20 protein-coding genes are annotated in these 25,308 nt (G+C 63.6%); 13 read left to right on the top strand and 7 right to left on the bottom strand.

The window, feature by feature from the left end; genetic code table 11:
- Positions 1 to 65 precede the first annotated feature (65 nt).
- The 6 genes from ABVN20_RS16700 to ureC all read left to right on the top strand — a co-directional run bounded on the left by ABVN20_RS16700 (position 66) and on the right by ureC (position 4,588).
- The gene (locus ABVN20_RS16700) at positions 66 to 905 is read left to right on the top strand and encodes an urease accessory protein UreD (protein ID WP_368556810.1); all 840 of its coding nucleotides are present in this window, start codon (positions 66 to 68) and stop codon (positions 903 to 905) included.
- Positions 906 to 1,095: 190 nt separating this feature from the next.
- A complete protein-coding gene (gene ureA, locus ABVN20_RS16695) occupies positions 1,096 to 1,398 on the top strand; it encodes an urease subunit gamma (protein ID WP_368556809.1) in 303 nt (100 codons plus the stop codon).
- An 8-nt stretch (positions 1,399 to 1,406) separates the two neighbouring features.
- Positions 1,407 to 1,937, top strand: coding sequence for an N-acetyltransferase family protein (locus ABVN20_RS16690; RefSeq protein ID WP_368556808.1), 531 nt, complete (start codon positions 1,407 to 1,409; stop codon positions 1,935 to 1,937).
- A gap of 6 nt (positions 1,938 to 1,943) precedes the next feature.
- Complete coding sequence (locus ABVN20_RS16685) at positions 1,944 to 2,477, top strand: GNAT family N-acetyltransferase (RefSeq protein ID WP_368556807.1); 534 nt, start codon at positions 1,944 to 1,946, stop codon at positions 2,475 to 2,477.
- The gene (locus ABVN20_RS16680) at positions 2,477 to 2,782 is read left to right on the top strand and encodes an urease subunit beta (RefSeq protein WP_368556806.1); all 306 of its coding nucleotides are present in this window, start codon (positions 2,477 to 2,479) and stop codon (positions 2,780 to 2,782) included. The genes ABVN20_RS16685 and ABVN20_RS16680 overlap by 1 nt, the downstream gene beginning before the upstream one ends.
- 105 nt (positions 2,783 to 2,887) lie before the next feature.
- Positions 2,888 to 4,588: an urease subunit alpha gene (gene ureC, locus ABVN20_RS16675; protein WP_368556805.1), complete on the top strand. Its 1,701-nt coding sequence runs from the start codon at positions 2,888 to 2,890 to the stop codon at positions 4,586 to 4,588.
- 59 nt (positions 4,589 to 4,647) lie between these two features.
- Here the strand turns inward: ureC and ABVN20_RS16670 are convergent, their stop codons facing one another.
- The 3 genes from ABVN20_RS16670 to ABVN20_RS16660 form a co-directional block, all read right to left on the bottom strand.
- Entirely contained in the window at positions 4,648 to 11,505 is a 6,858-nt protein-coding gene (locus tag ABVN20_RS16670; RefSeq protein WP_368556804.1) for an NEL-type E3 ubiquitin ligase domain-containing protein, read from the bottom strand.
- A 210-nt stretch (positions 11,506 to 11,715) separates the two neighbouring features.
- Positions 11,716 to 12,021 carry a chaperone modulator CbpM gene (locus ABVN20_RS16665; RefSeq protein WP_368556803.1) on the bottom strand — a complete coding sequence of 102 codons (306 nt, stop codon included), beginning with the start codon at positions 12,019 to 12,021 and terminating at the stop codon, positions 11,716 to 11,718.
- Positions 12,022 to 12,044: 23 nt separating this feature from the next.
- Complete coding sequence (locus ABVN20_RS16660) at positions 12,045 to 12,995, bottom strand: DnaJ C-terminal domain-containing protein (protein WP_368556802.1); 951 nt, start codon at positions 12,993 to 12,995, stop codon at positions 12,045 to 12,047.
- 309 nt (positions 12,996 to 13,304) lie between these two features.
- Here ABVN20_RS16660 and ABVN20_RS16655 point away from each other — a divergent pair, with 309 nt between their 5' ends.
- A complete protein-coding gene (locus ABVN20_RS16655; RefSeq protein WP_368556801.1) occupies positions 13,305 to 14,579 on the top strand; it encodes an Hsp70 family protein in 1,275 nt (424 codons plus the stop codon).
- A gap of 142 nt (positions 14,580 to 14,721) precedes the next feature.
- On the opposite strand, the gene ABVN20_RS16650 is transcribed toward ABVN20_RS16655, so the two are convergent.
- Positions 14,722 to 15,735, bottom strand: coding sequence for an AI-2E family transporter (locus ABVN20_RS16650; RefSeq protein ID WP_368556800.1), 1,014 nt, complete (start codon positions 15,733 to 15,735; stop codon positions 14,722 to 14,724).
- Positions 15,736 to 15,920: 185 nt separating this feature from the next.
- Entirely contained in the window at positions 15,921 to 16,223 is a 303-nt protein-coding gene (locus ABVN20_RS16645) for a PsiF family protein (protein ID WP_192307754.1), read from the bottom strand.
- 129 nt (positions 16,224 to 16,352) lie between these two features.
- Here ABVN20_RS16645 and ABVN20_RS16640 point away from each other — a divergent pair, with 129 nt between their 5' ends.
- Positions 16,353 to 17,234, top strand: coding sequence for a DMT family transporter (locus ABVN20_RS16640; protein WP_368556799.1), 882 nt, complete (start codon positions 16,353 to 16,355; stop codon positions 17,232 to 17,234).
- A 117-nt stretch (positions 17,235 to 17,351) separates the two neighbouring features.
- Here the strand turns inward: ABVN20_RS16640 and ABVN20_RS16635 are convergent, their stop codons facing one another.
- Positions 17,352 to 18,242 carry an esterase/lipase family protein gene (locus ABVN20_RS16635; protein WP_368556798.1) on the bottom strand — a complete coding sequence of 297 codons (891 nt, stop codon included), beginning with the start codon at positions 18,240 to 18,242 and terminating at the stop codon, positions 17,352 to 17,354.
- A gap of 245 nt (positions 18,243 to 18,487) precedes the next feature.
- Here ABVN20_RS16635 and ABVN20_RS16630 point away from each other — a divergent pair, with 245 nt between their 5' ends.
- On the top strand, positions 18,488 to 19,018 hold the full coding sequence (locus ABVN20_RS16630; RefSeq protein ID WP_368556797.1) for a bacterioferritin: 531 nt from the start codon (positions 18,488 to 18,490) through the stop codon (positions 19,016 to 19,018).
- Between the two features lie 127 nt (positions 19,019 to 19,145).
- Here ABVN20_RS16630 and ABVN20_RS16625 read toward each other — a convergent pair whose 3' ends face one another.
- A complete protein-coding gene (locus ABVN20_RS16625; protein WP_368556796.1) occupies positions 19,146 to 21,221 on the bottom strand; it encodes an AsmA family protein in 2,076 nt (691 codons plus the stop codon).
- Positions 21,222 to 21,608: 387 nt separating this feature from the next.
- Between ABVN20_RS16625 and ABVN20_RS16620 the strand changes: the two genes are divergently transcribed.
- The 4 genes from ABVN20_RS16620 to ABVN20_RS16605 all read left to right on the top strand — a co-directional run bounded on the left by ABVN20_RS16620 (position 21,609) and on the right by ABVN20_RS16605 (position 25,307).
- A complete protein-coding gene (locus ABVN20_RS16620; RefSeq protein ID WP_368556794.1) occupies positions 21,609 to 22,205 on the top strand; it encodes a hypothetical protein in 597 nt (198 codons plus the stop codon).
- Between the two features lie 145 nt (positions 22,206 to 22,350).
- Entirely contained in the window at positions 22,351 to 22,983 is a 633-nt protein-coding gene (locus ABVN20_RS16615; protein WP_368556793.1) for a TetR family transcriptional regulator, read from the top strand.
- A 26-nt stretch (positions 22,984 to 23,009) separates the two neighbouring features.
- Complete coding sequence (locus tag ABVN20_RS16610) at positions 23,010 to 23,921, top strand: LysR substrate-binding domain-containing protein (RefSeq protein ID WP_368556792.1); 912 nt, start codon at positions 23,010 to 23,012, stop codon at positions 23,919 to 23,921.
- Positions 23,922 to 24,008: 87 nt separating this feature from the next.
- Positions 24,009 to 25,307 carry an OprD family porin gene (locus tag ABVN20_RS16605; protein WP_368556791.1) on the top strand — a complete coding sequence of 433 codons (1,299 nt, stop codon included), beginning with the start codon at positions 24,009 to 24,011 and terminating at the stop codon, positions 25,305 to 25,307.
- The last annotated feature ends 1 nt before the right edge of the window (position 25,308 follow it).

The following is a 25,308-nucleotide window of genomic DNA, read 5'->3' as shown; positions in this document are numbered from 1 at the left end:
TCCGGCCATCCACTGGCGGCACAGCCTTTGCAATCCTCCAGGCATTGCCACCAAAAGCACCGACTATGACCCTCCCCGCGACTGGCGCCGTGTTCACCCCCAGCTGGCATGCCGAGCTGGAACTGGGCTATGCCCGTTTCGGCGACAGCACGCGCCCGGTGCAGCGGCGCCACCAGGGGCCGCTGCGGGTGCAGAAGCACCTGTATGCCGAAGGGCCCGAGGTGTGCCAGCACATCATCGTCCACCCGCCGGGCGGCATTGCCGGCGGTGATCGCCTGGACATCTCGGCCAGCGTCGGACCCAAGGCCTGGGCGCAGATCACCAGCCCCGGCGCGGCCAAGTGGTATCGCGCCGCCGGGCCCGCCCATCAGCGCCTGAACCTCAAGGTCGGCGATGGCGCGACACTGGAATGGCTGCCCCAGGAAACCATCGTCTACAGCGCGGCCCAGGCGCAGCTCAGCACCATCATTGACCTTGCAGGCGATGCCCGCCTGTTCTACTGGGACGTGGTCGCGCTGGGCCGCCCGGCCAGTGGCGAGCGCTTCGACCTGGGGCATTTCCAGGCTCGCCTGGACGTGCGCCGCGACGGCCGCCTGCTCTGGCATGAACGTCAGCGCATCGAGGGCGGCGACGGCCTGCTCGACTCGCCGATTGGCCTGGATGGGCAACCGGTGTTCGCTACGTTGTTGGTCACCGGTGAAGTCGATGGCGAACTGCTGGAGCGATGCCGTGCGCTGGACCATGATGTACGCGGTGACCTGACCCAGTTGCCGGGGCTGCTGGTGGCGCGCTGCCTGGCGAGTGAGGCGTTGTTGGCGCGGGGGTGGTTGATTGCGTTGTGGGCATTGCTGCGCCCGGCCTTGCTTGGCCGGGAAGCCGTGCCGCCGCGAATATGGAGCACCTGAACGCGGTCTGCTTCCTGTGGGAGCGGCGGTGCGACGATTCGACTTGCTGGCGAAAGCGGTGAATCATTCACCGAATGTGCCACCTGACACACAGCTTTCGCGAGCAAGTCGAATCGTCGCACCGCCGCTCCCACAGGGGGGGATCTGTGTTTAACCGATTTACTTTATCTGCCCAGATGGATGCTCAACGATGGACCTGACCCCACGCGAAAAAGACAAGCTGCTGATCTTCACCGCCGGCCTCGTCGCCGAGCGGCGTTTGGCGCGCGGTGTGAAACTCAACTACCCGGAGGCCATGGCCTACATCTCCGCGGCATTGCTCGAAGGCGCCCGTGACGGCCAGACCGTGGCCGAGCTGATGCACTACGGCACCACCCTGCTGACCCGCGAACAAGTGATGGAAGGCATCGCGGAGATGATCCCGGAGATCCAGGTCGAAGCCACCTTCCCCGACGGCACCAAGCTGGTCACCGTCCACCAACCTATCGTTTGAGACTGCCCATGACTTACACCATCCGCGACGCGCTGCATGCCGACCTGCCAGCGATCCGCGACATCTACAACGACGCCGTGCTCAATACCACGGCGATCTGGAACGAACAGGCCGTGGACCTCGGCAACCGCCAGGCCTGGTTCAGCGCCCGCCAGGCCCAGGGCTACCCGATTCTGGTGATCGTCGACGGTGACCACAACGTGCTGGGCTACGCTTCCTTCGGTGACTGGCGGCCGTTCGACGGTTTCCGCCACACCGTGGAGCACTCGGTCTACGTGCGCAGCGACCAACGCGGCAATGGCCTGGGCCCGCAACTGATGGACGCGCTGATCGAGCGCGCCAGGGTCTGCGACAAGCACGTGATGGTCGCCGCCATCGAGAGCGGCAATGCCGCGTCCATCCGCCTGCATGAGCGCGCCGGTTTCGTGATCACCGGGCAGATGCCGCAGGTGGGTACCAAGTTCGGTCGCTGGCTGGATCTGACCTTCATGCAACTGACCCTCAACCCTGGCGCCGAACCACCCGCCAGCAAGGAGTAAGCCCCGATGAACGCTGCTCAACTGCGCCGCGTCAATGTTGAAAGCTTTGCGCACTACCGCCAGGGCCTGATCGAGTTGCTGCTCGATGCCGTCGGCTACGGCGCCAGCGTCGGCTTCATGGCCGACCTGGATGCCGCCCAGGCACGTGTGTATTTCGATGAGGTGCAGGAGCAGTTGGCCAAGGGCAACGTGCTGCTGTGGGTGGTGGTCAAGGACGAGGAAGTCCAGGCCAGTGTGCAACTGGGCCTGTGCCAGAAAGCCAACGGCCTGAACCGTGCCGAAGTGCAGAAACTGCTGGTGCGTGAGCAGGCGCGCCGCCGTGGCCTGGGCCAACAGCTGATGAGCGCGCTGGAACAGGCGGCGCTGGCGCACAAGCGCGGCATGCTCTACCTCGACACCGAAGCCGGCTCGCCCGCCGAGGACTTCTACCAGGCGCTGGGCTACACCCGCGCCGGGCAAATCCCCGACTACGCCTGCGACCCCAGCGGTCGCTACAAACCCACCGCCCTCTACTACAAAGTCCTGCAGGGAGCCCACTGATGATTCCCGGTGAAATCCAGGTCCAGCCCGGCGATATCGAACTCAATGTCGGTCGCCGTACCCTCAGCTTGAAAGTGGCCAACAGCGGTGATCGGCCGATCCAGGTCGGCTCGCATTATCACTTCTTCGAAACCAACGACGCGCTGACCTTCGACCGCGCGGCCAGCCGTGGCATGCGCCTGAACATTCCGGCGGGGACGGCGGTGCGCTTCGAACCGGGGCAGAGTCGCGAGGTCGAGCTGGTGGATTTCGCCGGGTTGCGACGGGTGTTCGGGTTTGCCGGGCGGGTGATGGGTGACCTGTAGATTTCAATCGCGAGCAGGCTCGCTCCCACAGGTGCCTGCGATCAACTGTGGGAGCGAGCCTGCTCGCGATGTTTTTCACATTCAATCGAATCTCAAGGCAAACGAATGAAGATCTCCCGTCAAGCCTACGCCGACATGTTCGGCCCCACCGTCGGTGACAAGGTCCGCCTGGCCGACACCGAACTGTGGATCGAAGTGGAACAGGACTTCACCACCTACGGCGAAGAAGTGAAGTTCGGCGGCGGCAAGGTAATTCGTGATGGCCAAGGCCAGAGCCAGTTGCTCGCCGCCGAGGTGGTCGACACGGTGATCACCAATGCGCTGATCGTCGACCACTGGGGCATCGTCAAGGCCGACGTCGGCCTCAAGGACGGGCGCGTGGCCGGCATCGGCAAGGCCGGTAACCCGGACGTGCAGCCGGGCGTGACCATCGCCATCGGCGCCAGCACCGAAGTGATCGCCGGTGAAGGCATGATCCTCACCGCCGGCGGCATCGACACGCATATCCATTTCATCTGCCCGCAACAGATCGAAGAGGCGCTGATGAGCGGCGTCACCACCATGATCGGCGGCGGCACGGGGCCGGCCACCGGCACCAACGCCACTACCTGCACCTCGGGGCCCTGGCACCTGGCGCGGATGCTCCAGGCGGCGGATGCCTTCCCGATGAACATCGGCCTGACCGGCAAGGGCAACGCCAGCCTGCCCGAGCCGTTGATCGAGCAGGTCAAGGCCGGCGCCATCGGCCTGAAACTGCACGAAGACTGGGGCACCACCCCGGCGAGCATCGACAACTGCCTGAGCGTGGCTGACGACTACGACGTGCAGGTGGCGATCCACACCGACACCCTCAATGAGTCCGGTTTCGTCGAAACCACCCTCGGCGCGTTCAAGGGCCGCACCATCCACACCTATCACACCGAAGGCGCCGGCGGCGGCCATGCGCCGGACATCATCAAGGCCTGCGGGTTCGCCAACGTGCTGCCCAGCTCGACCAACCCGACCCGGCCGTTCACCCGCAACACCATCGACGAACACCTGGACATGCTGATGGTATGCCACCACCTGGACCCGAGCATCGCCGAGGACGTGGCCTTCGCCGAGAGCCGTATCCGTCGCGAGACGATTGCCGCCGAAGACATTCTGCATGACCTCGGCGCGTTCTCGATGATCAGCTCCGACAGCCAGGCCATGGGCCGCGTGGGTGAAGTGATCACGCGCACCTGGCAGACCGCCGACAAGATGAAAAAACAGCGCGGCCCGCTGCCCGGCGACGGCGCAGGCAACGACAACTTCCGCGCCAAACGCTACATCGCCAAGTACACCATCAACCCGGCGATCACCCACGGCATCAGCCATGAAGTGGGCTCGGTGGAAGTGGGCAAATGGGCCGACCTGGTGCTGTGGCGCCCGGCGTTTTTCGGGGTCAAGCCGACGTTGATCCTCAAGGGCGGGGCCATTGCGGCCAGCCTGATGGGCGACGCCAACGCCTCGATCCCGACCCCGCAGCCGGTGCATTACCGACCGATGTTCGCCAGCTACGGCGGCTCGCTGCACGCCACCAGCCTGACCTTCATCAGCCAGGCAGCGCAGGCGGCGGGCCTTCCCGAGGCCCTGGGGTTGAAGAAGAAAATCGCCGCGGTCAAAGGTTGCCGCGACGTGCAGAAAACCGACCTGATCCACAACGACTACCTGCCCGCCATCGACGTCGACCCGCAGACCTACCAGGTCAAGGCCAACGGGCAATTGCTATGGTGCGAACCGGCAGAAACCCTGCCGATGGCGCAGCGGTATTTCCTGTTCTGAAACCTGCTCGCGATGGTCGTCGATCGTTCCCACGCTCCGCGTGGGAACGATCAATGGCGTCAGGTGGCCGATGTTGCCGCGGTTTCCCGGCGCGACAGCTCGATCAGTTTCTCGTTGCGCGCAATGCTCAGCTCGATGCCGAGCATTTCCACCGCTCCCGCGTACCCGGCGTCGCCCAGCCCCTGGTGGGCATCCTCCACTTGGCCTTGCCGCCGGGCGGCGTCGCGGTTCAGGGTGCTGAACGCCTCGGGGTATTTTTCCTCCAGGTACTGCACCCAGTAATCGCGGCTGATCAGGTCTTCATAAAACGCGTCCGAGCGTTCCATGGCTTCAATGGTCGCGCGAGCCTGTTGCAACACCGCGCCGCTGATGGGCCGCCCATACATCATGTGTTTTGGCTGCCCGGGCAACTCCAGGCCGTCGGGCCAGCCACGGGCCAGGCCCAGACGGTATTCCAGGCGTACTTCCGCCGGGTCGCCATGGGCGCCGATGGCTTTGTCGGCCAACTCCTCGACCTTGCCCAGGCGAAACAACTGACGGGACAAACGCAACAACGCCGCGCCTTTTTCTTCCAGGCGATCCGGCGCGATGCCCTGCAGCACCTTGTTCTCGAACACCTTCACCTCCAGGGCGCTGAACGTCAGGATCCGCCCGTCCTCGCAGGTGCCATGGGTGCTGGCCATGCCGAACAGGGCTTGGCGCAATTCGCTGTTCTCGGCGGCGGCACTCGACACGTCCCACACCCGCCGGGTCAAGTCCGCGCGCGCCAGGCGGTACTCAGGGGTCAGGCGCAGTAACCCCAGCAGGTGAAAAAACGCGCCATTGTCAGGCTCGGCCGCCAACTGATTCCACAGCGTTCGGTGGCTGGCCGCCACGGCGGGGTCAAGCACCTCGAGCCACGGTTGCAGATCCTCAGGCCGCGCCTCGAGCTGGGTGATCACCTCGTCCGGCAGGACGGGCATGGGCCCTTCGTCAACATCGCTCTCGACCGTCACCTCCTCCTCGCTGCCACTGCCCGACTCGTCGAGCAACAGGTCGACATCATCCGGCGTGTAACCCAGCCATGCGTTGGGCTGCACGCTCTGCGCGTATTCCCACAAACGCATCAGGCTGTCACCCGACAGGCTGTTGTCGGACAGGTCCGTGCCCTGCATCAGGCCGTCGTGTTGCCCATTGAAGGCCTCGACGGGAATGTCGGCAATGCGGTTGCCGCTCAGGTTCAACTCGCGCAGATGCGTAGAGTGCAGCGTGCCCTCGGGCCAGTGCGTGATCAGGTTGTTGCGCAGATCCAGCACTTCCAGTCGCGGCAAGCTTGCAACGCTGAAGGACGGCATGTCGTTGTGGCTCAGGTCCAGCCAGTGCAGGTGCTCGAGCGGGCCCAGCACCGAGTAGACTTCCTGCGGGTCGAGCAACTCGATGCCCGACAGCGCCAAGCGTTCCAGCATGGCCATGGACGAGAGGGCACGCGGCAGTTCGGGTAAGGCCTGGCCGCTGAGCGTCAGGCTGCGCAGCCCGGTGAACGTCCTGAGGAACCCATTGGAGTCCTGGCCCGACAGCCTGACCGCCGTCAGGTCCAGGGACTCCACATGGGGGAACCGCACCGGCAGTTCGGGCAGGTTGCCCACCTGCAAACCATCGAGGCTCAGCGTGCGGTCGGCGATACCGCTCCAGCCGATCAGGCTTTCGCGCCAGCACTGGACAATGCGCAACGCCGCCAGGCGGCGAGTATGCGACGCCACCTGCCAACCCGCGCCTTCGGTTTCGCGGATGCACAGCCAGCCGTTCAATTGGCGGGTCAGACTCACCAGGTCCCGGTGCCAACTGCCGATGCGTTCTGCCACCCGCGCCTCGCTGAGCCCATCGGCGCGCATTTGCGCAATCGCCCGCAACGCTTCGTCATCCGGCAGCGGGGACACCCGCTGCAACCGCTGGGCGAGGCCTTCTGTGGCTGGCGCATCGACCGGCAGCGGCAACAGCGACAGGAAAATCGACGCCACCGTCTCTGGCGGGGGAAAGGCCCGGGGCAGCGGATCGCCGGCCAGGCGTTCGAGGGTGCCGGGCGGCAGGCCCCTGGCCTGCTCGATGCGTGCACGGGTGGCCGTGAGCGCCTCGTGAACCTGAGGCGGCAATGGCGTACCTTTCAGGTGCGTGCGCAGCAACCGCTCATCACTCGCCAGGACGTCATCCGGCAAGGTGCTGATGGCGGTGTTGCTCAAGTCCAGCCAGGTCAGGTTCTCTGTGCCGGCTGGCCAAAATTCAAGATTGGTTCCACTGAGGTTCAAGGCCTTGAGTTGGCTCAACCCACTGACATCCAGACCGACGCGCGACAATTCGATATCCGCAAATTGACTGCCGCTCATGTCGAGGTTTTGCAACTGGCTGAAGTTGCCGAGAAAACCCGGTACCTGCTCGATAGGCGCGCGCATTTCGCGCAGCGACAACGTCGTCACGTGGGCGAAATCTTCGCGGGCGAACTGCGGCAATTCGGCCGCTGTTATCCCGGTCAGCGTAAGTGCCGGCATGTATGCACGTACGCCGTAGCGATGCAGCAGCCCTTCGTACCAACTGAGTCTGAGCCTTGGTAGCGTTAACGTGAGGTTGAGACTTCCCTGCGCGTTCATTCCGGTTCGCCAGGCCTTGAGTCGATGATCGAGCTCGCTGTATTGATCGAGCACCGCCTCGATAGCCGCGAACCTGGCCTCAGCCCCTTGCCACCGGCGCATGAACGCATCGAACAACAGCACGAACGGCGTCTGCGTGGAGGGCCGAAACGCGCCCGCAGGTGAACCACTCAAGTGCCCCAGCCGCCCTCGGCAATAGCCCTTGACCATTTCCTCGATATCAATCAGGTGCGCGGGGTGATTGTTAACGTACTCATACACAGGCTTGAACGCCTCCCGGGAAAACCAGAACCACTCCATCGACAGGCCGGCCAACTGACGATCGTGGTGGCCATCCAGCAGTTCTTCCGGCAACTGCCTGATCTGCGTTTCGCGCAGGTCGAGGCGCTCCAGGTCGGGTAACCGGAGCACACCTTCAGGCATCTCGATCATGTCGAATTGCGCGATGGTCAGGCTGCGCAGGCGGGTCAAGCGGCTCACATCGAAATTGGCAGGCGCACCGAGCAAGCCGCGCATTTGCAGGTGTTCCAGTTGTGTCATGTTTTCCAGCGCAGTGATCTGCTTCTCACTGAAAGAAAAGTTCGAGAAGATCCGCAAGTGTGTCAGCCGGGACAGGCTGCCCAGTGCTGTCGGGATGCTGTGCACCAGCGAACTGCTCACCGTGATCGTCAATTGCTCGATCTGGCCAAAGGCGCGCAGAAAGCTGTCCAGGTTCACATCGTTCAGGCCCGGACCGCCCAGGCCCAGCTCGCGTACATGGGAAAAGTCCGCCGTCAACGCCGGCAAGGGCGCGTCCAGAAACAGGTCGAGCCGCGACGTCGCCGTGGGGCTGGCCCAGATCAACGGCGCGTTGCGCCAGGCAAACTTCAGCGCTTGTGCCACCTCGCGTTTGCCACCCAACAGGGTTCGCGTGGAAGTGTCCGCGCCCACCCATTCGTCCAGGGTCGCCTCTAGAATGTCCCACTCTTCCAGGCGCATTTCGAGCCACTGCATGATCTGTCGGCGGTTCTTGCCCTGGCGCCATTGGTCGAGCAAGAGCTTCTGCGCATCGGCATCCGCCAGCTGCGGGTACACCAGCTGCACCCGTTCGATCAAATCCGCGTCCGCCCATTGCCCATCACCACTGGCCGGGTAGCCGAGCAGGTTTTGGGCAATACGCTGCGGCGGTTTGAACCATGGCTTTCGCGCCGACGGCTCCCGCACCAGCCGTGCAGTTTCAAGAGGCTGCGCGATGGCCTGCTCGACGATCGCCCGTTGCAGATCGGCGCTCTGCCCCACGCCGGGAATGCCCAGGGCCTGACGCGCTTCATCGGGCAAGGCGTGCAGGATCGAGGGGTAGAAGTTGTCACCGTCTCGCGGTAAACCGTTGAGGGTTTCGCCGCGGTCATTGAACGCCTGATACATCGGCCCCTTTTTCACCAGGTATTTGCGCGTCGCGCAGGCCGGGTCGCCAATGGCATCGACCAGCGGGCCTTCGATATGGCCGTCGCGGATTTCCAGGCGCACCTTACCCGACCAGCCGGGTAGCCGCGCCAGTGTATGAAGGGCCAGGCGCTTGCTGTCGGCCGACAACAGATTGGGCGTGTGCAAGCCGGCCAGCGACCGTGCCACGCGACCCTGTTGCGCGTACCAGCGCCCTTGCTCCAGCAGGCGCAGCGGAGCGTGGCCGGTGTTCAGGCGGGTCAATTCCTCGGCCGTGGCCTGGATCAGCACGCGATGGGCCGCCGACTCGCTGAGCCCTGGGCACAGCCGTTGCAGCTTGGCCGCTTGCGGGTCCGGCGGGGTCGCGCCGCTGTAGAGACTTTCGAACAGTGCGGGCTGGCGGGTCCGGGCAAAGTCGGCGATCTGCTTGCGAAACTCCAGAGGGCGGGCTTCCTTGACCCGCGCCGGCTCGCCTCCCAGCAGGCGGACGATTTCCGTTTCATCGAGCTCCGCGAGGATGCGCGCCGGCAACGCGCCGCTGAGCACGTCGGCACGGCTAATGCGGATCGGCGCCTTGCGCTTGGCGCTGATCAACCGCCGTTCGGAGCCGTACTTGAGCGACGGCCCGGACAATTCGGCGCCTTCGAACACTTGCAGCACCCGCCCCGCCGGCCAGCGTGGCAGCTCGGCCACCAGCGGCAAGATGAACAGGTATCGATCATCGATGGCCCGGCCGGTTTCGATCTGCTCGATGACCTGCGCCACATCCTGATTGGCTTCGAACAGGCGCAATGCATCGGCCAGCTCAGGCGGCGGCGCGGCGTTGTCCAGGTGCATCCGGCGCAGGGTGTTGTCACTGGCGCCGCTGATGTCGGCGATTTGTAGCAGTTGCTCATCGGTGAAACGGTCGGTCACCGGTCCCATACGCCGCAACAACGTCAACCGATCCCACTTCAGCGGGCGTTCATGCACGTGGCGCCAGGCGCCGCGACCGTTGTGGCTCAGCGGTGGGCGGTAGGCGCCGGTGTCGGCTGCATGCTCGACGCGCCAGCGCTTGAGCGCAGGGTCATAGGCCTTCTGGTAGAACTGGTCATGGAGGCGCACATGGGTCTTGCCGTCGAACTCGAATTGCCCAAGGTCCGTGGCCGGCACGTCGCGGTCCACCGCCACCGGGCGCTCGTAGCCGCGCAGATCAGGTTTCCACAGGCGGCGTTCGCCATTGGCCAGGGTCACGGCGTCCAGTTGCTCGATCACCGGCGTGGCCTTGGCCGCCGTGAGCTTGCCGAGGGTTTTGCCAGCCGCCGCGGTCAGCGCGATGAAGGCCAGGTTTTCCGCCACGTCGATCAGGTGCGCCTTGGCCGCCTGAATGTCGCCCTCGCTCCACTCGATGGAGGCTTCGAAGGTTTGCGACATCAATTGCCCGACCATCGCCACCATCGTCACCTCGCCCAGCACCGGCACGAACATCGCCACGGTGGTCAGCGCCAGCATGCCGATGTTCAGCAGGTTCGCGAGTTTTTCCGAACGCACCCGCGCATCGACATCCGCCGTGGGCACCGCGTGGCTGCGCGCGTCGGCGATGAGTTTGTCGCGGTACTGCTCGAACAGATAACCCCACAGCTCGATGTTCTCCGACCAAAGGCCCTCGCCCCTGCGCGGGATGCCGGCGGGTGCCAGGAAGGGGTCGTCGTTGGGCTGCTGATCGACCGGAACCTCGGGCAGGTGCTGGAAACCGGCGAACGGGTTGATCCCCTGCAACACTTTGTTGGCGATGGCCAGATAGGGGCTGATTTTCTGCACCAGCGGCAGATCGGCCGCATCCTTGGTGAACGTCTGGAAGTAGTGCGGCAGGTCGGCGTACGCGACGAAGCGGCTGAACTGGCGCTGCTCCGGGGTTGGGCTGCCATCCCTGGGTTGCGCGGTATCGCGGGTGGTGAAGCGCTGCTTGAACATCGCGCGCATGCCCTCGAAGGTGTAGCGCTTGAGCGGGTGCAGCGGGTCGTTGGGGATGTACAGGATCAACGATTCGGGGTAGCGGTATTTTTCGCAGATGATGAACAGCACGCAGCCGGTCATGCGCCGCTTCATCATGAACAGGTCGCGGAACCACACCTGCTGGTCGCCCATCCCGGGGTCGGTTGCGCCGTCGATCACCTGCAGGATCATGGAGTAGTCCGCAGGCAGAATGTCCTTTTTCAACAGCGCCAGTTCGGCGGCGGTGCGCAGGGCGGTTTTCTGCGCATCAATGAAAGGCAGGCGCAGGGCTTGCCCTTCATCAGGCTTGAAGAAATCCTTGAGATAACTTTGGTACTTCACGCCGATGTCCAGTTCGCGGCACAGCCGGGTGAACTGCGTGACGGTAAACGGCGTGTCGAGGGCGGTGAAGGTGCCCGCCGTTTGCGTGAGAAAACCCGAGGAGGCGTGGAACGCGTTGTCCTCTGCTTCCGACGCCTCGAAGTTATGCAGGGCGGCTTGCAGCAGCGGCAGGCGCAACACCTCGTAGGCCCCGACATCGGTGCCCTGGATGCCCCACTCCAGCGGTTGTTTGAGGCTGATGACGGTGGTGTTGAGGTCCAGTTCGACCTTGTATTGATCTTTGAGGGCCTTGACCAGCAGCGGCTCGGCGAAGGCGTCGATCGTTTGCAGGCCGGCCATGACCTTGTCCAGGCGATTCTGCGCGGCGAGGCTGGCGGCAACCGCCGTGCCGACTGCGGCGCGCTGCTCGCGGGTGGCCTGCTTGTACCAGTCGGGGGTTGGGACGGCGTGGTCCTTCAGCGCCTGACGGCGCTCGGCGCTGGCGTCGATCAGCCAGTCGGGCGAGTTCTTTTCCAGCAGCGCACCGTGCAGGCTGGCGGAAGCGGGGGTGACGGGCATAGCGGTTCTCCAGTGAATTGGAGCGCTAGCACATCATCTTGAATGGGGGCGGCTGCGGTACATAGTTATCGCGAGCAGGGCATCTGCTCCACGACACAAATCCCCTGTAGGAGCGAGCTTGCTCGCGATGGCGTAGTGTCAGTCAACACAGATGGTGCTTGATGGTCCGCTATCGCGAGCAAGCTCGCTCCTACAGAGGGGGTGTTGGGCTTACTCCACCACCAAACGTCCCAGCCGCTGCTTGAGCATCTGGTTTTCCGCCCGCAGTTGCTGGACTTCTTCGAGCAGGTCCAGCGCCAGGGCGACGCCTTCCCATTCCAGTTCGAGGTCGTGCCGCAGTTTGGCGGCACGCTTGGCCAGGGTCAGCTCATAGTCGGTGAAGCGCCAGTCCCTGGGCTGGCTACCCTGAGGTTCGAGGATGCCGTGTTCGACGATTTCGATCACGTAGACGTCCGACAGCTCGGTCGCCTCGCAGAATTCTGCCATGTCCAGTTGAACGATCAGGGGACTGCTCATAGTCGGCTACTCCATCTGAGTTTTCAGAAGTTCTCTCGCGGGTCGAATGCGGCCTTCTTCGCCAGTTCCTGCCACAGCGCCTTGACCTCATCGCTGGATGCCTTGGGCATCACAGCCTTGAGTTGCACGAACAGATAACCGCGTTGCCCGGCCTTGTTCAGCAGGCCGTGGCCCTTGGCGCGCATGCGCTGGCCGTTCTGGCTGCCGGCCGGGACCTTGAGGTTGATCTTGCCGGTCAGGGTCGGCACGGCCACTTCGGTGCCCAGTGCCAGCTCCCACGGCGCCAACGGCAAGGTGATGATCAGGTTTTCGCCTTCGACGTCGAACTTGGGGTGCGGCGCGAAGCGAATGATCAGGAACAGGTCGCCATTGGCCCCGCCACCGATACCCGGCGCGCCCTGGCCCTTGAGGCGGATGCGCTCGCCGTCGGTGACGCCGGCCGGAATCTTCACGTTCAGGCTTTTGCTGGTGTTGCTCACGTGCTGGCCGGCCGCGTTGTACTGCGGCACCTGGAAGGTGACCTTCTTCGATTCATTGGACAGGGTTTCCTCGAGGAAAATCGCCAGTTCCATTTCCACGTCCTGCCCTCGTCGTCCGGCGCTGCGGCCTGATTGTCCACCGCCAAAACCGGGGCCACGGTTGCCGAAGATCGAACTGAAGAAGTCCGAGAAGTCGCCCGTGCCGCCGCCACCAAAACCACCACCGCTGCCGCCACGCCCCTGCCAACCCGGCGGGCCCTGGAACGGCTGGCCGTGCTGGCCGTATTTGCGCAAGTCGTCGTATTCGGCGCGCTTGTCGGCGCTTTTCAGCGCTTCATAGGCTTCCGAGGCATCCTTGAACTTGGCTTCGGCGTCCTTTTCCTTGCTGACGTCGGGGTGGTACTTGCGCGCGAGTTTGCGATAAGCGGCCTTGATCGTCTTATCGTCCGCGGTCGGTTCCACACCGAGAATCTTGTAATAGTCTTTGAAGTCCATCTAAGGCTCACCATCCGTTATTCGATATCGCGCCATGACGGCCAGCATGCTCGCATTTGCGGCTGGCCGGTTGACCGATCTCAAGTGCGGGACACTATTGTGACCGGGGGGCGCATCAGAAGTTTATCGGCAGCGGCGGGCGGTACTTGCGACCGTTCGCGGGCTGCCAGGCTCAATGCAGACAAGTTTGGGGCTGAGCGGCGGCTTATCAAGGCGCGAACGGTGAGATTTAGCGGATAGTCGGCCTTCGATTCTGGTCGCTACTGGCATACACTGCGCGGCCGTTTTTTTGACCGGAACCGCACATACATGAACATTGCCTCTCCAGCCCGTGCCTTGGGTATCGACTTCGGCACGTCCAACTCCACTGTCGGCTGGCTGCGCCCCGGCGTGGAAACGCTGATCGCGCTGGAGGACGGCAAGATCACCCTGCCGTCGGTGGTGTTCTTCAACCTCGAAGAACGCCGCCCGGTGTACGGCCGACTGGCGCTGCACGAGTACCTGGAAGGCTATGAAGGCCGTCTGATGCGCTCGCTCAAAAGCCTGCTGGGTTCCAAGCTGATCAAGCACGACACCAGCGTGCTGGGCACGGCGATGCCGTTCAAGGACCTGCTGGGGCTGTTCATCGGCCAGTTGAAGCAGCGCGCCGAGGCCGCCGCCGGCCGTGAGTTCGAGCAAGTGGTGCTGGGTCGCCCGGTGTTTTTCGTCGACGAGGACCCGGTCGCCGACAAGGAAGCCGAAGACACCCTGGTGGAAGTGGCGCGCAAGATCGGCTTCAAGGACGTCTCGTTCCAGTTCGAACCGATTGCGGCGGCCTTCGACTACGAGTCGACCATCGAGAAGGAAGAGTTGGTGCTGATCGTCGACATCGGCGGTGGTACCTCCGACTTCTCCCTGGTGCGCCTGTCGCCTGAGCGTCGCGGCCAGGACCAGCGCCAGGACGACATCCTCGCCACCGGCGGCGTGCACATCGGCGGGACCGACTTCGACAAGCAGCTCAGCCTGCAAGGCCTGATGCCGCTGTTCGGCTACGGTAGCCGCATGAAGAGCGGCGCCTACATGCCCACCAGCCACCACATGAACCTGGCGACCTGGCACACCATCAACTCGGTGTACTCGCAGAAGTCGCAACTGGCCCTGGGCAGCATGCGCTACGACATCGAGGACACCGGCGGCATCGACCGCCTGTTCAAGCTGATCGAGCAACGCGCCGGGCACTGGCTGGCGATGGAAGTGGAAGAAACCAAGATCCAGCTGACCCACAACGACAGCCGCCACGTGCCGCTGGACCGCATCGAACCGGGCCTCGCCGTGGAACTGACCCGCGTGCTGTTCGAGTCGGCCATCGACAGCCTGCTGGTGCGCGTGCGCGAAAGCGTCGGCCAACTGCTCAAGGACGCCGATGTGCAGGTCGGCCAGGTGGACACGGTGTTCTTCACCGGCGGTTCGAGCGGGATCCCGGCGCTGCGCAACAGCGTGGCGGCGATGCTGCCGAATGCGCGGCATGTGGAGGGGAATATCTTTGGCAGTATTGGCAGTGGTTTGGCGATTGAGGCGGCCAAGCGTTACGGTTCTGTGGGCTGATCCGAGACCGCGTTGCCCCTATCGCGAGCAGGCTCGCTCCCACAATGGTTCTGCAGTGAACACAAAACCTGTGAACACCAGCCACCCACTGTGGGAGCGAGCCTGCTCGCGATGGTGTATCAGGCGACGCAAATCCGCCTGATCAAACCATCCCCACCTGCTTCAACTCACTCTTGAGATAAGCATAATAAATCGGCCCCGCCACCACCCCCGGCAGGCCGAACGCCGCTTCGAACACCAGCATCGCCAGAAGCAACTCCCACGACTTGGCACTGATCTGCCCGCCGACGATGCGCGCGTTGAGGAAGTACTCAAGCTTGTGGATCACGATCAAGTAACCCAATGCTGCCACCGCCACCCAGATCGACAGCGACAGGCCGACGATCGTGATCAGGGTGTTGGAAATCAGGTTGCCGATCACCGGCAACAGGCCGAGCAGGAAGGTCAGCACGATCAGGGTCTTGGTCAGCGGCAGCTTGATGCCGAACATCGGCAGCACCACCGCCAGGAAGATCCCGGTGAAGAAGGTGTTGAGCAGGGAAATCTTGATCTGCGCAAAGACGATGTTGCGAAAGGCCTGGACCAACAGGTGCAGGCGATCGAACAACGCCGCCGCCAGCGGTTTGCGCTTGGTCAGGTCAGGGATGCGCTGCAGGGCGATGATCGCGCCCAGCACCATGCCGATCAGCAGCGTGACGAACATGTGCGCGGCGTCCTTGCCCACCAGTTGCAGATCGCTCAGGTGCTTGCTCAGCCAGTCGCCGATGGCCACACGAAACTCGGCGGCGCTGGCCGGCAGATAGGCGTCGACGAATGGCGGCAACTGCCCGCGCGCGCGGTCGACCACGTGCATGAATTTATCCAGGGACGCGCCGGGGTTTTCCGCCTCGTGCAGCAGGAAGCTGATGGCCCCGGCGAAGATCAGCGCCAGCACGCTGACCACCAGCGTGCCCAGCAACGCCACCGCCAGCCAGCGCGCCCGCCGCCCTTCGATCAGGCGCTGCAATTGCGGGGTGAGCATGTTGACCAGTTCGAACACCAGCAACCCGGCCAGCAGGCTGGGCAGCAAGCGCAGGGGCAGCACCAGCAGCAAACCACCGAAGATGATCACCCAACTGATGACCAGCAAGACTTGGCGTTGAGAAAACGTTGGCATACAGCCTCAAAACGAACGGCGTAGAAAGGATTGGCAGTCTGCCAGCGTTCGCGGGGGAGCACTAGGGATTGTGTGGCGACATTGGCGACCCTATCGCGAGCAGGCTCGCTCCCACAATGGGCCGGCGGACACCGAACCTCTGTGGGAGCGAGCCTGCTCGCGAGAAGTACCTTCAGCCGACACGATTATTTCTTCAGGCAACTACTCATGAACGCCTTGCGCTCATCGCCCTTCAACGCCTTGGTCGCCGCATCGGCATTGCAGGTTTTCATCTTTTCCTGCTGCGGGGTCAGGGCCTTGGCGTCGTTGGCGGCCGGCGCGGCCTTGAGGCAGGTGCTCATGAAGGCCTTGCGCTCATCACCCTTGAGGCTCTTGGCGGTGGCGTCAGCGTTGCAGGTGGTCATTTTGTTCTGCTGGGCCGTGGCGGCGAAACCCTGGGAGCAGAGCAGCAGACCGATCATCAACAAAGGGACACGCAACATCTTCATGGAGTTTTCTCCTTGTCGCCGCACCGAGGAGCACGGCCTCGCCCTGAAGTGTAGACAAGCCCTGTTACACATTCCTGCCGGCGACCAGACCGTGGATAATGGCCGGCCATCAATGTTCTGGTTGTGCTGATGCAATACGCTTATCCCCTGCTGGCCATTTTCATCTGGGCCGGCAACACCGTGATCACCAAAATGTCGGCCGGGGCGATCTTCCCCGCCGAGATCGGTTTTTACCGCTGGCTGCTCGCCGGGCTGCTGTTCACCCCGTTCATGCTCAAGCCGGTGATCACCCACTGGTCGGCGATCCGCCCGAACCTGGGCAAGATCTTCATCCTCGGCGTGTTGGGCATGGCCGTGTACCAGAGCCTGGCGTACTTCGCCGCAAGCATGACCACCGCCACCAACATGGGCATCATCCTGTCGCTGATGCCGTTGATGGCGCTGGCCATGGCCATCGTCAGCCTGGGCCAGCGCCTGACCGCAGGCGCACTGGTTGGCGCGGTGTTGTCGCTGATCGGTGTGCTGGTGGTGGTGTCGTCCGGCAGCCTCGCGGCGCTGCTGGAACACGGGGTGAACCTGGGCGACGCGTTGATGCTGATCGCCACGCTGGCCTATGCGCTGTACAGCACACTGCTGAAAAAATGGCAGCTGCGTTTGCCGCCGCTGGTGTTGTTGTACCTGCAAGTGCTGGTGGCGGTGGTGGTGCTGTTTCCGCTGTTTGCCGTCTCGCCGAAAATCGGCCCGACCGTGCAGAACGTTCCGCTGGTGCTGTACGCCTGCCTGCTGGCTTCGATGCTCGCGCCGCTGTTGTGGATGCAGGCGGTGGTGCGCCTGGGATCGAGCCGCACGGTGATGTTCTTCAATTTGCTGCCGTTGATCACCGCGCTGATTGCGGCGGTGGTGCTGCGTGAGCAGTTGGCGCTGTATCACCTGGTGGGTGGGGCGTTGACGTTGGGTGGGGTGATTGTTTCGGAGCGGTGGACGACGGTGTTGGGGCGGCGTCTGGGCTGACGCCTTCGCGAGCAAGCCCGCTCCCACAGGTGATTGCATTTCTTCAGGTGGAATGCGGTCCTCTGTGGGAGCGGCGGTGCGACGATTCGACTTGCTCGCGAAGAACGATAACGCGGTCTAAAGCCCCGCCGCCTTCAACCGCCCCGCATGCTCGACAAACAGCCTGATCGGCTCCGCGCCCTTCCCCACCAGCCCCACCGACTGGTTGACGATGTCGAAATGATCCAGCGGGTACGCATCACCGATCACCGTGCCCAGGTGCGAGCTGTAGCGCCCGACCATGCCGTCGCACTGTCCGGCTTCGCGCACGAAGGTGGTGGCGAACAGGCGACAGCTGCGGTTGGTGCCGTCCAGCAGGTTACGTCCGCGGTCGGTCTTGCCCGGTTGCAGGGTGCCCGACCATGAGTAGTAGCGTACGCCGTTGACCTCTTCCGGCCCGTGCCCACCCCAGGTTTCGGGCAGGCCCTGTGGATAACGCTGATTGAACAGTGTCACCCCCGCCGTGGTCAGCGATTCGTGGCCGGCATGGATATCCACCGGTAGCTTCGGCCCGCGGTAGCCGGTGTCCAGCAGCCCCATCACCGCACCAATCAGGCGCAGGAAGAACGCCAGCAGCCGCCCCTTGGCGCTGTCCGCCGGGTAATGGGTGTGGATGTGATCGGCCAGTTCCGAACCATGGTTGGGCCCGGCCACCGACGTCACCGAAGCCACCAGGTCCGGGCGCATCGCCGCGGCGTAACGGGCGGTCAGCGCGCCCTGGCTGTGACCGATCAGGTTGACCCTGGCGGCGCCGGTCTCACGCAATATCTCTTCGATCCGCGCCAGCAATTGCTCGCCGCGTACTTCGCTGGAGTGCAGCGGCGAGACCTGCACCGCGATCACGGTCGCTCCATCCCGACGCAAGGCTTCGGCTATGCCGTACCAGTACGAATAGAACACCAGCCGGATAAACCCGAGCATCCCCGGGACCAGCACCAACGGGTAACGCGTGGCCGAACCTTGCGACATGGATGGACATCCTTGTAAGCGGCAGGTGACACCCGACTGGATGCAAGACATCCGCCAAGCATCGCCGGCGAAAGTGACAACTCGACGAGCAGTCTATGACATCCCGCGTAACCGACCCGGTGCGGTGCGGCTTTTCGATTGGCCAATTGCATCAAACTTTTTCTCCCGCGCGCCACTCACAGCCTAAGTAGCGATCACTTCCACAGAGGGTGACGCCCCACCGGATTAGCCTCCAGGAGAACGCCATGAGTGACATGCATTTGTCCGATGTAACAACGCTTCGCGCCCGTGCCCGACAGAACGTCGAGAACGGCGCGGTGACCGAAAGCTACAGTGCCGACCGCGAGGAAGTGCTGCGCCTGCTCAACGAATCGCTGGCCACGGAGCTGGTGTGCGTGCTGCGCTACAAGCGCCACTATTTCATGGCCAACGGCCTCAAGGCCCATGTCGCCGCCGACGAATTCCTCGAACACGCCAACCAGGAAGCCGCCCACGCCGACCGCCTGGCCGAGCGCATCGTGCAACTGGGCGGCGAGCCGGAGTTCAACCCCGACCTGCTGTCGAAAAATTCCCACGCGCAGTACGTGGCTGGCAACACGCTCAAGGAAATGGTTTACGAAGACCTGGTGGCCGAACGGATCGCCATCGACAGCTACCGGGAGATCATTCAGTACATTGGCGAAAAGGACCCGACCACCCGGCGCATCTTCGAGGACATCCTGGCTCAGGAAGAAGAGCATGCCGATGATATGGCCGATATTCTTCGGGATTTGTAGCGCCTGACAGGCCGCCTTCGCGAGCAAGCCCGCTCCCACAGTATTAGGTGGTGTTCACAGATTTTGTGTTCACCACAGAACACTGTGGGAGCGGGCTTGCTCGCGAATGCGGTCTCCCAGGCACCACTTATTTTGTGGGTTTAACCGTCACCGGCGCCTTCCCCGCCTTCATCTGCTGCAACAACGGCGCACACTGGTTCGGCTCCCCACCGCTGGGTGCCACCAGGGCCAGCAGGCCCGCGGCCGGCGCCGCGATCACGCCCAGCGCCACCATCCCCGCCCCGCGCAGCATCAGCGGCACCGCCTTCACACCGGCATCGGGCTTGATGAACTTGCCGCGCACGTACAGCGGCGAGCGCAGGGAAATCAGGCGCCAGCCCTTGGATTCCGGGGTCACGGTCAGGTCCAGTTGCTCGGTGGCCATGTTCGCCGTGCCGTCGATGTAGATGATCGCGTTCTCGGTGTCGAAGACGAACAGACGCGTGCTGGCCAGGCCGCTCTTGATGTCGAAGTCGGCGGCCGCGCAGTTGATCTTCACTTCCTTGTCGCCAAAGATCTTGCCGACCACGTAGTTGCCGACGTTGAGCCCGGCCAGTTCCATCAGTTCGCGACTGATGGCGCCGTCGTTGATCAGCATTTTCAGGTTGCCATTGGCGGTGCCCAGCAAGGTCGCCACCGAGTTGCCGCGACCGCTGATGTCGGCATCGCCATTAAGCTCGCCGAAGCTGGTTTTCATCGGCTCGAACGTCGGGAACAGCTGCTTGAGCTTGAAGCCACGCGCGGTGAGCTTGGCGTTGCCTTCCAGCGGTTCGGTGTGGCCGTTGAGGCGAATCTGCGCATCCAGCTTGCCGCCGGCCACGCCGAAGCGCAGCGGCTCGAGGCTGAGCACGCCGTCGGTCAGCACCAGGTGCGTGTAGAGATCGTTGAACGGCAGTTTTTCACTGTGGACGATGCGCTTGCCGGTGAATTCGACATCGGCGTCCATGTCGCGCCAGCGCTCGGTCTTGAACTCCTCGACCGGCAGCACCTTGTCCGCCGGTTGCTTGCTGTCACCGCCACGGGCCTTTTGCTTGGCGTTGGAATCGGCGCCGATCAGCGGCGCCAGGTCAGCGAACAGCAGTTGGTTGGACACCAGCGCGCAACTGAGTTTGGGTCGCGGCTGGCTGGCGACGTAGGCCAGGTTGCCGTGAATGTCGCTGGCGCCGATCTTGCCGTTGAACTCCTCATAACGGAACACCGCGCCACCGGCTTCGTGCAGCTTGGCGATCAGGTGGCCGTCGGTGGCGTAGGGCGGCGTGTCCGGCAGGGTCACGCCGGTCAGCGGGTAGAGGTTGCCGAGGCTGTTGCCGGCCAGTTTCAGGCGCAGGTCCAGGGCGCCGAGGTTGAGCGGGTCGGTCAGCGTACCGGCGAGTTCGACCCGGGTGTCGGCGATGGCCACCTGGGCCTGCAGCGGGAATGGCCGACTGGCGTCCTGCAACGCCAGCAGGCCGCCGATCTTGCCGTCGCCAGCGAGTTTCTGGCCGTGGTACTGGCCTTTGACCTTGAGCGCGAACGCGTAGTCCTGCGGCGCGCTGCCTTTTTCCTGGGCGGTTTTCGCCGCCTTGTCGCCAACGATGTCACTGAAGGGAATCGGCTTGCCCAGAGGGTCGATCAGCAGGTCGAGCTGGGTCTTCAGGGTTTGGTCATCAAGGGTGACGTGGCCCTTGTCGAAACCGATCGAACCGATGTCCACCACCCAGTTGGATGGTTCGGCGTTCGGGTCCTTGGGGTCGAACTGGAACGTCCAGTTGGCGCGGCCATCGGCGAGGCGTTGCAGTTGGGCGTTGGGCTCGGTCAGGTCGATGCGCGGGATCGTTACCCGTTGCGCCAGCAGGGCCAACGGCGAGATGCGCAGCTCAACGCGCTTGAGCGAAGCCATCTGCGGTTGTTTCGACCAGTCCGGGTTGCCCAGGCTCAGGTCCTCGGCCACCACATGCGGCCACGGCACCCAGGCGCGCCAGCCGCCCTCGTCCAGCTCGCGGCGCCAGACCACCGCCAGGTTGCCATTGATGGCGAACGGTCGGTGCAGCTCCGCAGAGACTTTGTCATTAATCGTCGGTTTGATCCGGTTCCAATCGAAGAAGACGATGATCAGTACCAGTACCGCCAGCAGCACCGCCAGGCTGGCGAAGGTCCAGGCGAGGATTTTCGGGGTGCGCGTCATGGCACAAAGCTCCTGAATACGACTGAGCGCCCTGACTGCGACGCGCGTGTGAAACGTGAGGCCGTTCGGCCTGCCATGAAATGTACGACTGAAAAAGCGCCCGCAGGTTTAACCGAAATGCGGCTTAACGTTCAAATAATCGGCCCGGATCAACCTGCGCTCGTCACCCGGTGTTACCGCCCCCGCACTTTTGTGCGGCACATGTGAGTTGAAAATACCCACATCGGTGCGAAAACGCCGGCCGGAAAGGCCCGGTTTAGAGCCTTCGCAGGGAACAATCAATTCTGTTGATTATTACCATTGCGCTTATGAACTTTTATATTGATTTATCGAGAGTAGCATTGCACTCGTACCCAAATTCTTGCCTTGCCACGGAGCACCCTGATCATGAAACGCCAATTACTGCTTAGCCTTACCCTCTCAATGCTGGCCAGCACGGCCTTCGCCCTGCCTGCCGCTGACCAGGCCACCCCACAAGTCAAAGCCAGCCAATCGGCATTCGGCCAGACCGTGGCAGCCGATGGTTCCGACCGCACTCCACAAGGCCAGACCCTGGCTGAAGGTGGTAACGATCGCCTGAAAGAAAAAGGCCTGATCACTCAAGACGGTTCGGATCGCACTCCACAAGGCCAAACCCTGGCTGCTGACGGTTCCGACCGCACCCCACTGGGCCAAACCCTGGCTGCTGACGGTTCCGACCGCACTCCTCTGGGCCAAACCCTGGCTGCTGACGGTTCCGACCGCACTCCGCTGGGCCAAACCCTGGCTGCTGATGGTTCTGACCGCACTCCGCTGGGCCAAACCCTGGCTGCTGACGGTTCCGACCGCACTCCTCTGGGCCAAACCCTGGCTGCTGATGGTTCCGACCGCACCCCACTGGGCCAAACCCTGGCTGCCGACGGTTCCGACCGCACTCCGCTGGGCCAAGCCCTGGCCGAAGGTGGTGGTGACCGTGTGATCGAACGCAACGCCCGCTTGAGCTAAGGCCATGATCGCCTTGAAAAAAAGCCCAATCCCCGGATTGGGCTTTTGACTTTTTCAGCAGCACACTCCCCGCCTGATCGTTCGACGCCGGCAAAGCCGATTTGCTAGAGTGCGTCGCTGTCTTGTCCAGAAAACACCCCTAGCGATGCTGCCCCGCGCCGAACAGAAACAACAGACCCGCAATGCCCTGATGGACGCCGCCCGTCATTTGATGGAGTGCGGCCGAGGTTTCGGCAGCCTGAGCCTGCGTGAAGTGGCGAAAACCGCCGGCATCGTGCCCACCGGTTTCTACCGTCACTTCGCCGACATGGACGAGCTGGGCCTGGTGCTGGTCAGTGAAGTCGGGCAGACCTTCCGCGAAACCATTCGCCTGGTGCGCCACAACGAATTCGTCATGGGCGGCATCATCGACGCCTCGGTGCGGATCTTCCTCGACGTGGTGTCGGCCAATCGTTCGCAATTTCTGTTTCTGGCCCGCGAGCAGTACGGCGGCTCGCTGCCGGTGCGCCTGGCCATCGGTCGCCTGCGTGAAGACATCAGTTCCGACCTGGCCGCCGACCTGGCGTTGATGCCCAAGCTGCAGCATCTCGACAGCGCGGCCCTTAACGTCATGGCCGACCTGATCGTCAAAAGCGTGTTCGCCACCCTGCCCGACATCATCGACCCGCCGGCCAAGGCGCTGCCCGAGCACCTGACGCCACAGGCCAAGATCACCCAGCAACTGCGCTTCATCTTCATTGGCCTCAAGCATTGGCAAGGGCTTGGCAGCACGGAATAAGCCGGCTTTCAGGCGGAGAACGATCATTGGAAGACCTCAACTCCCTCTATTACTTCACGCAGGTGGTCGAGCACGGCGGCTTCGCCCCGGCCGGGCGGGCGCTGGACATGCCCAAGTCCAAGCTCAGCCGGCGTATTGCCGATCTTGAGGAACGCCTGGGCGTGCGTCTGCTGCATCGCACCAGCCGCCATTGCTCGCTGACCGAGGTCGGCCAGGCCTATTACCAGCGTTGCCTGGCCATGCGCGTGGAGGCTGAAGGCGCGGCCGAGATCATCGAACGCAACCGCAGCGAACCCCGTGGACTGGTGCGCATCAGTTGCCCCACCACCCTGCTGAATTTCTGGGTCGGGCCGATGCTGTCGCGCTTCATGGTCAAGTACCCGCAGGTGGAGCTGTTCATCGAGAGCACCAACCGTCGGGTCGACCTGCTGCATGAAGGCATAGACGTCGCCCTGCGCGTGCGTTTTCCGCCACTGGAAAACACCGACATGGTGATGAAAGTGCTGGGCAACAGTACCCAATGCCTGGTGGGCCACCCGAGTTTTCTCGAACAATTGCCGCCGGGTTTCGACCCGCAGGTGCTCAGCCAGTTGCCCAGCGTGCATTGGGGCAGCGCCCAGCGTGAGTACCAGTGGGAGTTGATCCAGGGCGAGGACATGAGCCACAGCCTGATCATCCCCCACACGCCCCGCATGGTGACCGATGACCTGTTCGCCCTGCGTCATTTCGTGGTGGCCGGCGTAGGCATCGCCCACTTGCCACGGGTGGCGGTGCGTGAGGATCTGGCGCAGGGCCGGTTGGTGGAATTGCTGCCCAACTGGCACCCACGTTGCGGCATCGTCCACGCGATTTTCCCGTCACGGCGCGGCTTGTTGCCGTCGGTACGCTCGCTGATCGACCACCTGGCCGAGGAATTCAGCGTCAGCGACATGGCGTGACACACGCCGCCGGCGATCCAGCACAACGATACAATCCCCGTCCCAGACGCTCCTCTACAGTGGCGCTTCCTCTGCACCGGAGCGCCCATGACTGCTTTTATCCGTGGGCCATCGCGCGCCCTGCTCGCCACTGTCGCGATCATCACCCCTCCCCTGAGCCACGCCGATGACGAAGCGGGCTGGTCGCTGCTCAGCCGCAATTATTTCCTCCACAGCGACTTCCGCTCCCCGAGCCCCAGCGGCCAGAACTATCGACAGGAATGGGCCCAGGGGTTCATTGGCGATATTCGCTCGGGGTTCACCGACGGCACGATCGGCGTAGGCCTCGACGCCCATGGCTTCGTCGGCCTCAAGCTCGACGGCGGGCGCGGCCACGCCGGCACCGGTCTGCTGCCACGGGACAGCGATGGGCGCGCCGAGTCCGATTACTCCAGCGCCGGCGCGGCGGTGAAACTGCGCATGGGCAACACACAGCTGCGCTACGGCGAGATGACCGTCGAAACCCCGGTGTTCGACACCGCCGACAAACGCCTGCGCCCGGAATACGCCACCGGCTGGCTGCTGGAAAACACCGACCTGCCCGACTGGCGCCTGCAAGCGGGGCGCTTTACCGCATTCAGCAACCAGGACAGCAGTTCCAGCTTCGAGGATTTCGATGGCTACGGCGCCAACACCGATGGCCATGCCATCAGCCTGGCCGGCGCTACCTACGCCCCCGACGGCCCGTTCGGCGGCGCGCTGTTCGCCTCGCAACTGCAAGACACCTGGCGCCAGGCCTACCTCAACCTCAATGCCAGGCAAGGCAACTGGCACCTGGACGGCAACGTCTATCAAACCCGCGACACCGGCAACGCCAGTGCCGGGGCCATCGACACCCTGGCCTACAGCGTCGCCGCCAAGTACGGCTTCGGCGCCCAGGCCGTGACCCTGGCGTATCAGAAGATCGAGGGCGACACGCCGTTCGATTTCGTCGGCGGCGATTCGATCTACCTCGCCAACTCGATCAAGTACGCCGACTTCAACGGCCCGGGCGAACGCTCCTGGCAACTGCGCTACGACCTCGACATGGCCAGCTTCAGCGTCCCCGGCCTGAAACTGATGGCCCGTTATGTCAGCGGCAGCGGCATCGACGGCACCCACGCCCCGCAGGGCGGTGCCTACAATCCTTTCGACCCGGACGACGGTCGCTTCACGCCCCAGCAAGGCAAGGGTGGCCGGCACTGGGAGCGCGACCTGGACCTCAAATACACCGTGCAGTCGGGCAGCGCCAAAGGCCTGAACCTGTCGTTGTCCCATGTCAGCCACCGCGCCAACAGCGCCCAGGCCGGCGATGACATCGACCGCATCTACGTGATCCTCGAATACCCACTCAAAGGCAGCTTCTGAT

Origin of the sequence: Pseudomonas sp. MYb118 (assembly GCF_040947875.1) — a bacterium.
In the GTDB taxonomy this organism is placed as follows: domain Bacteria; phylum Pseudomonadota; class Gammaproteobacteria; order Pseudomonadales; family Pseudomonadaceae; genus Aquipseudomonas.
This window is presented reverse-complemented; position numbering and strand designations above follow the sequence as displayed.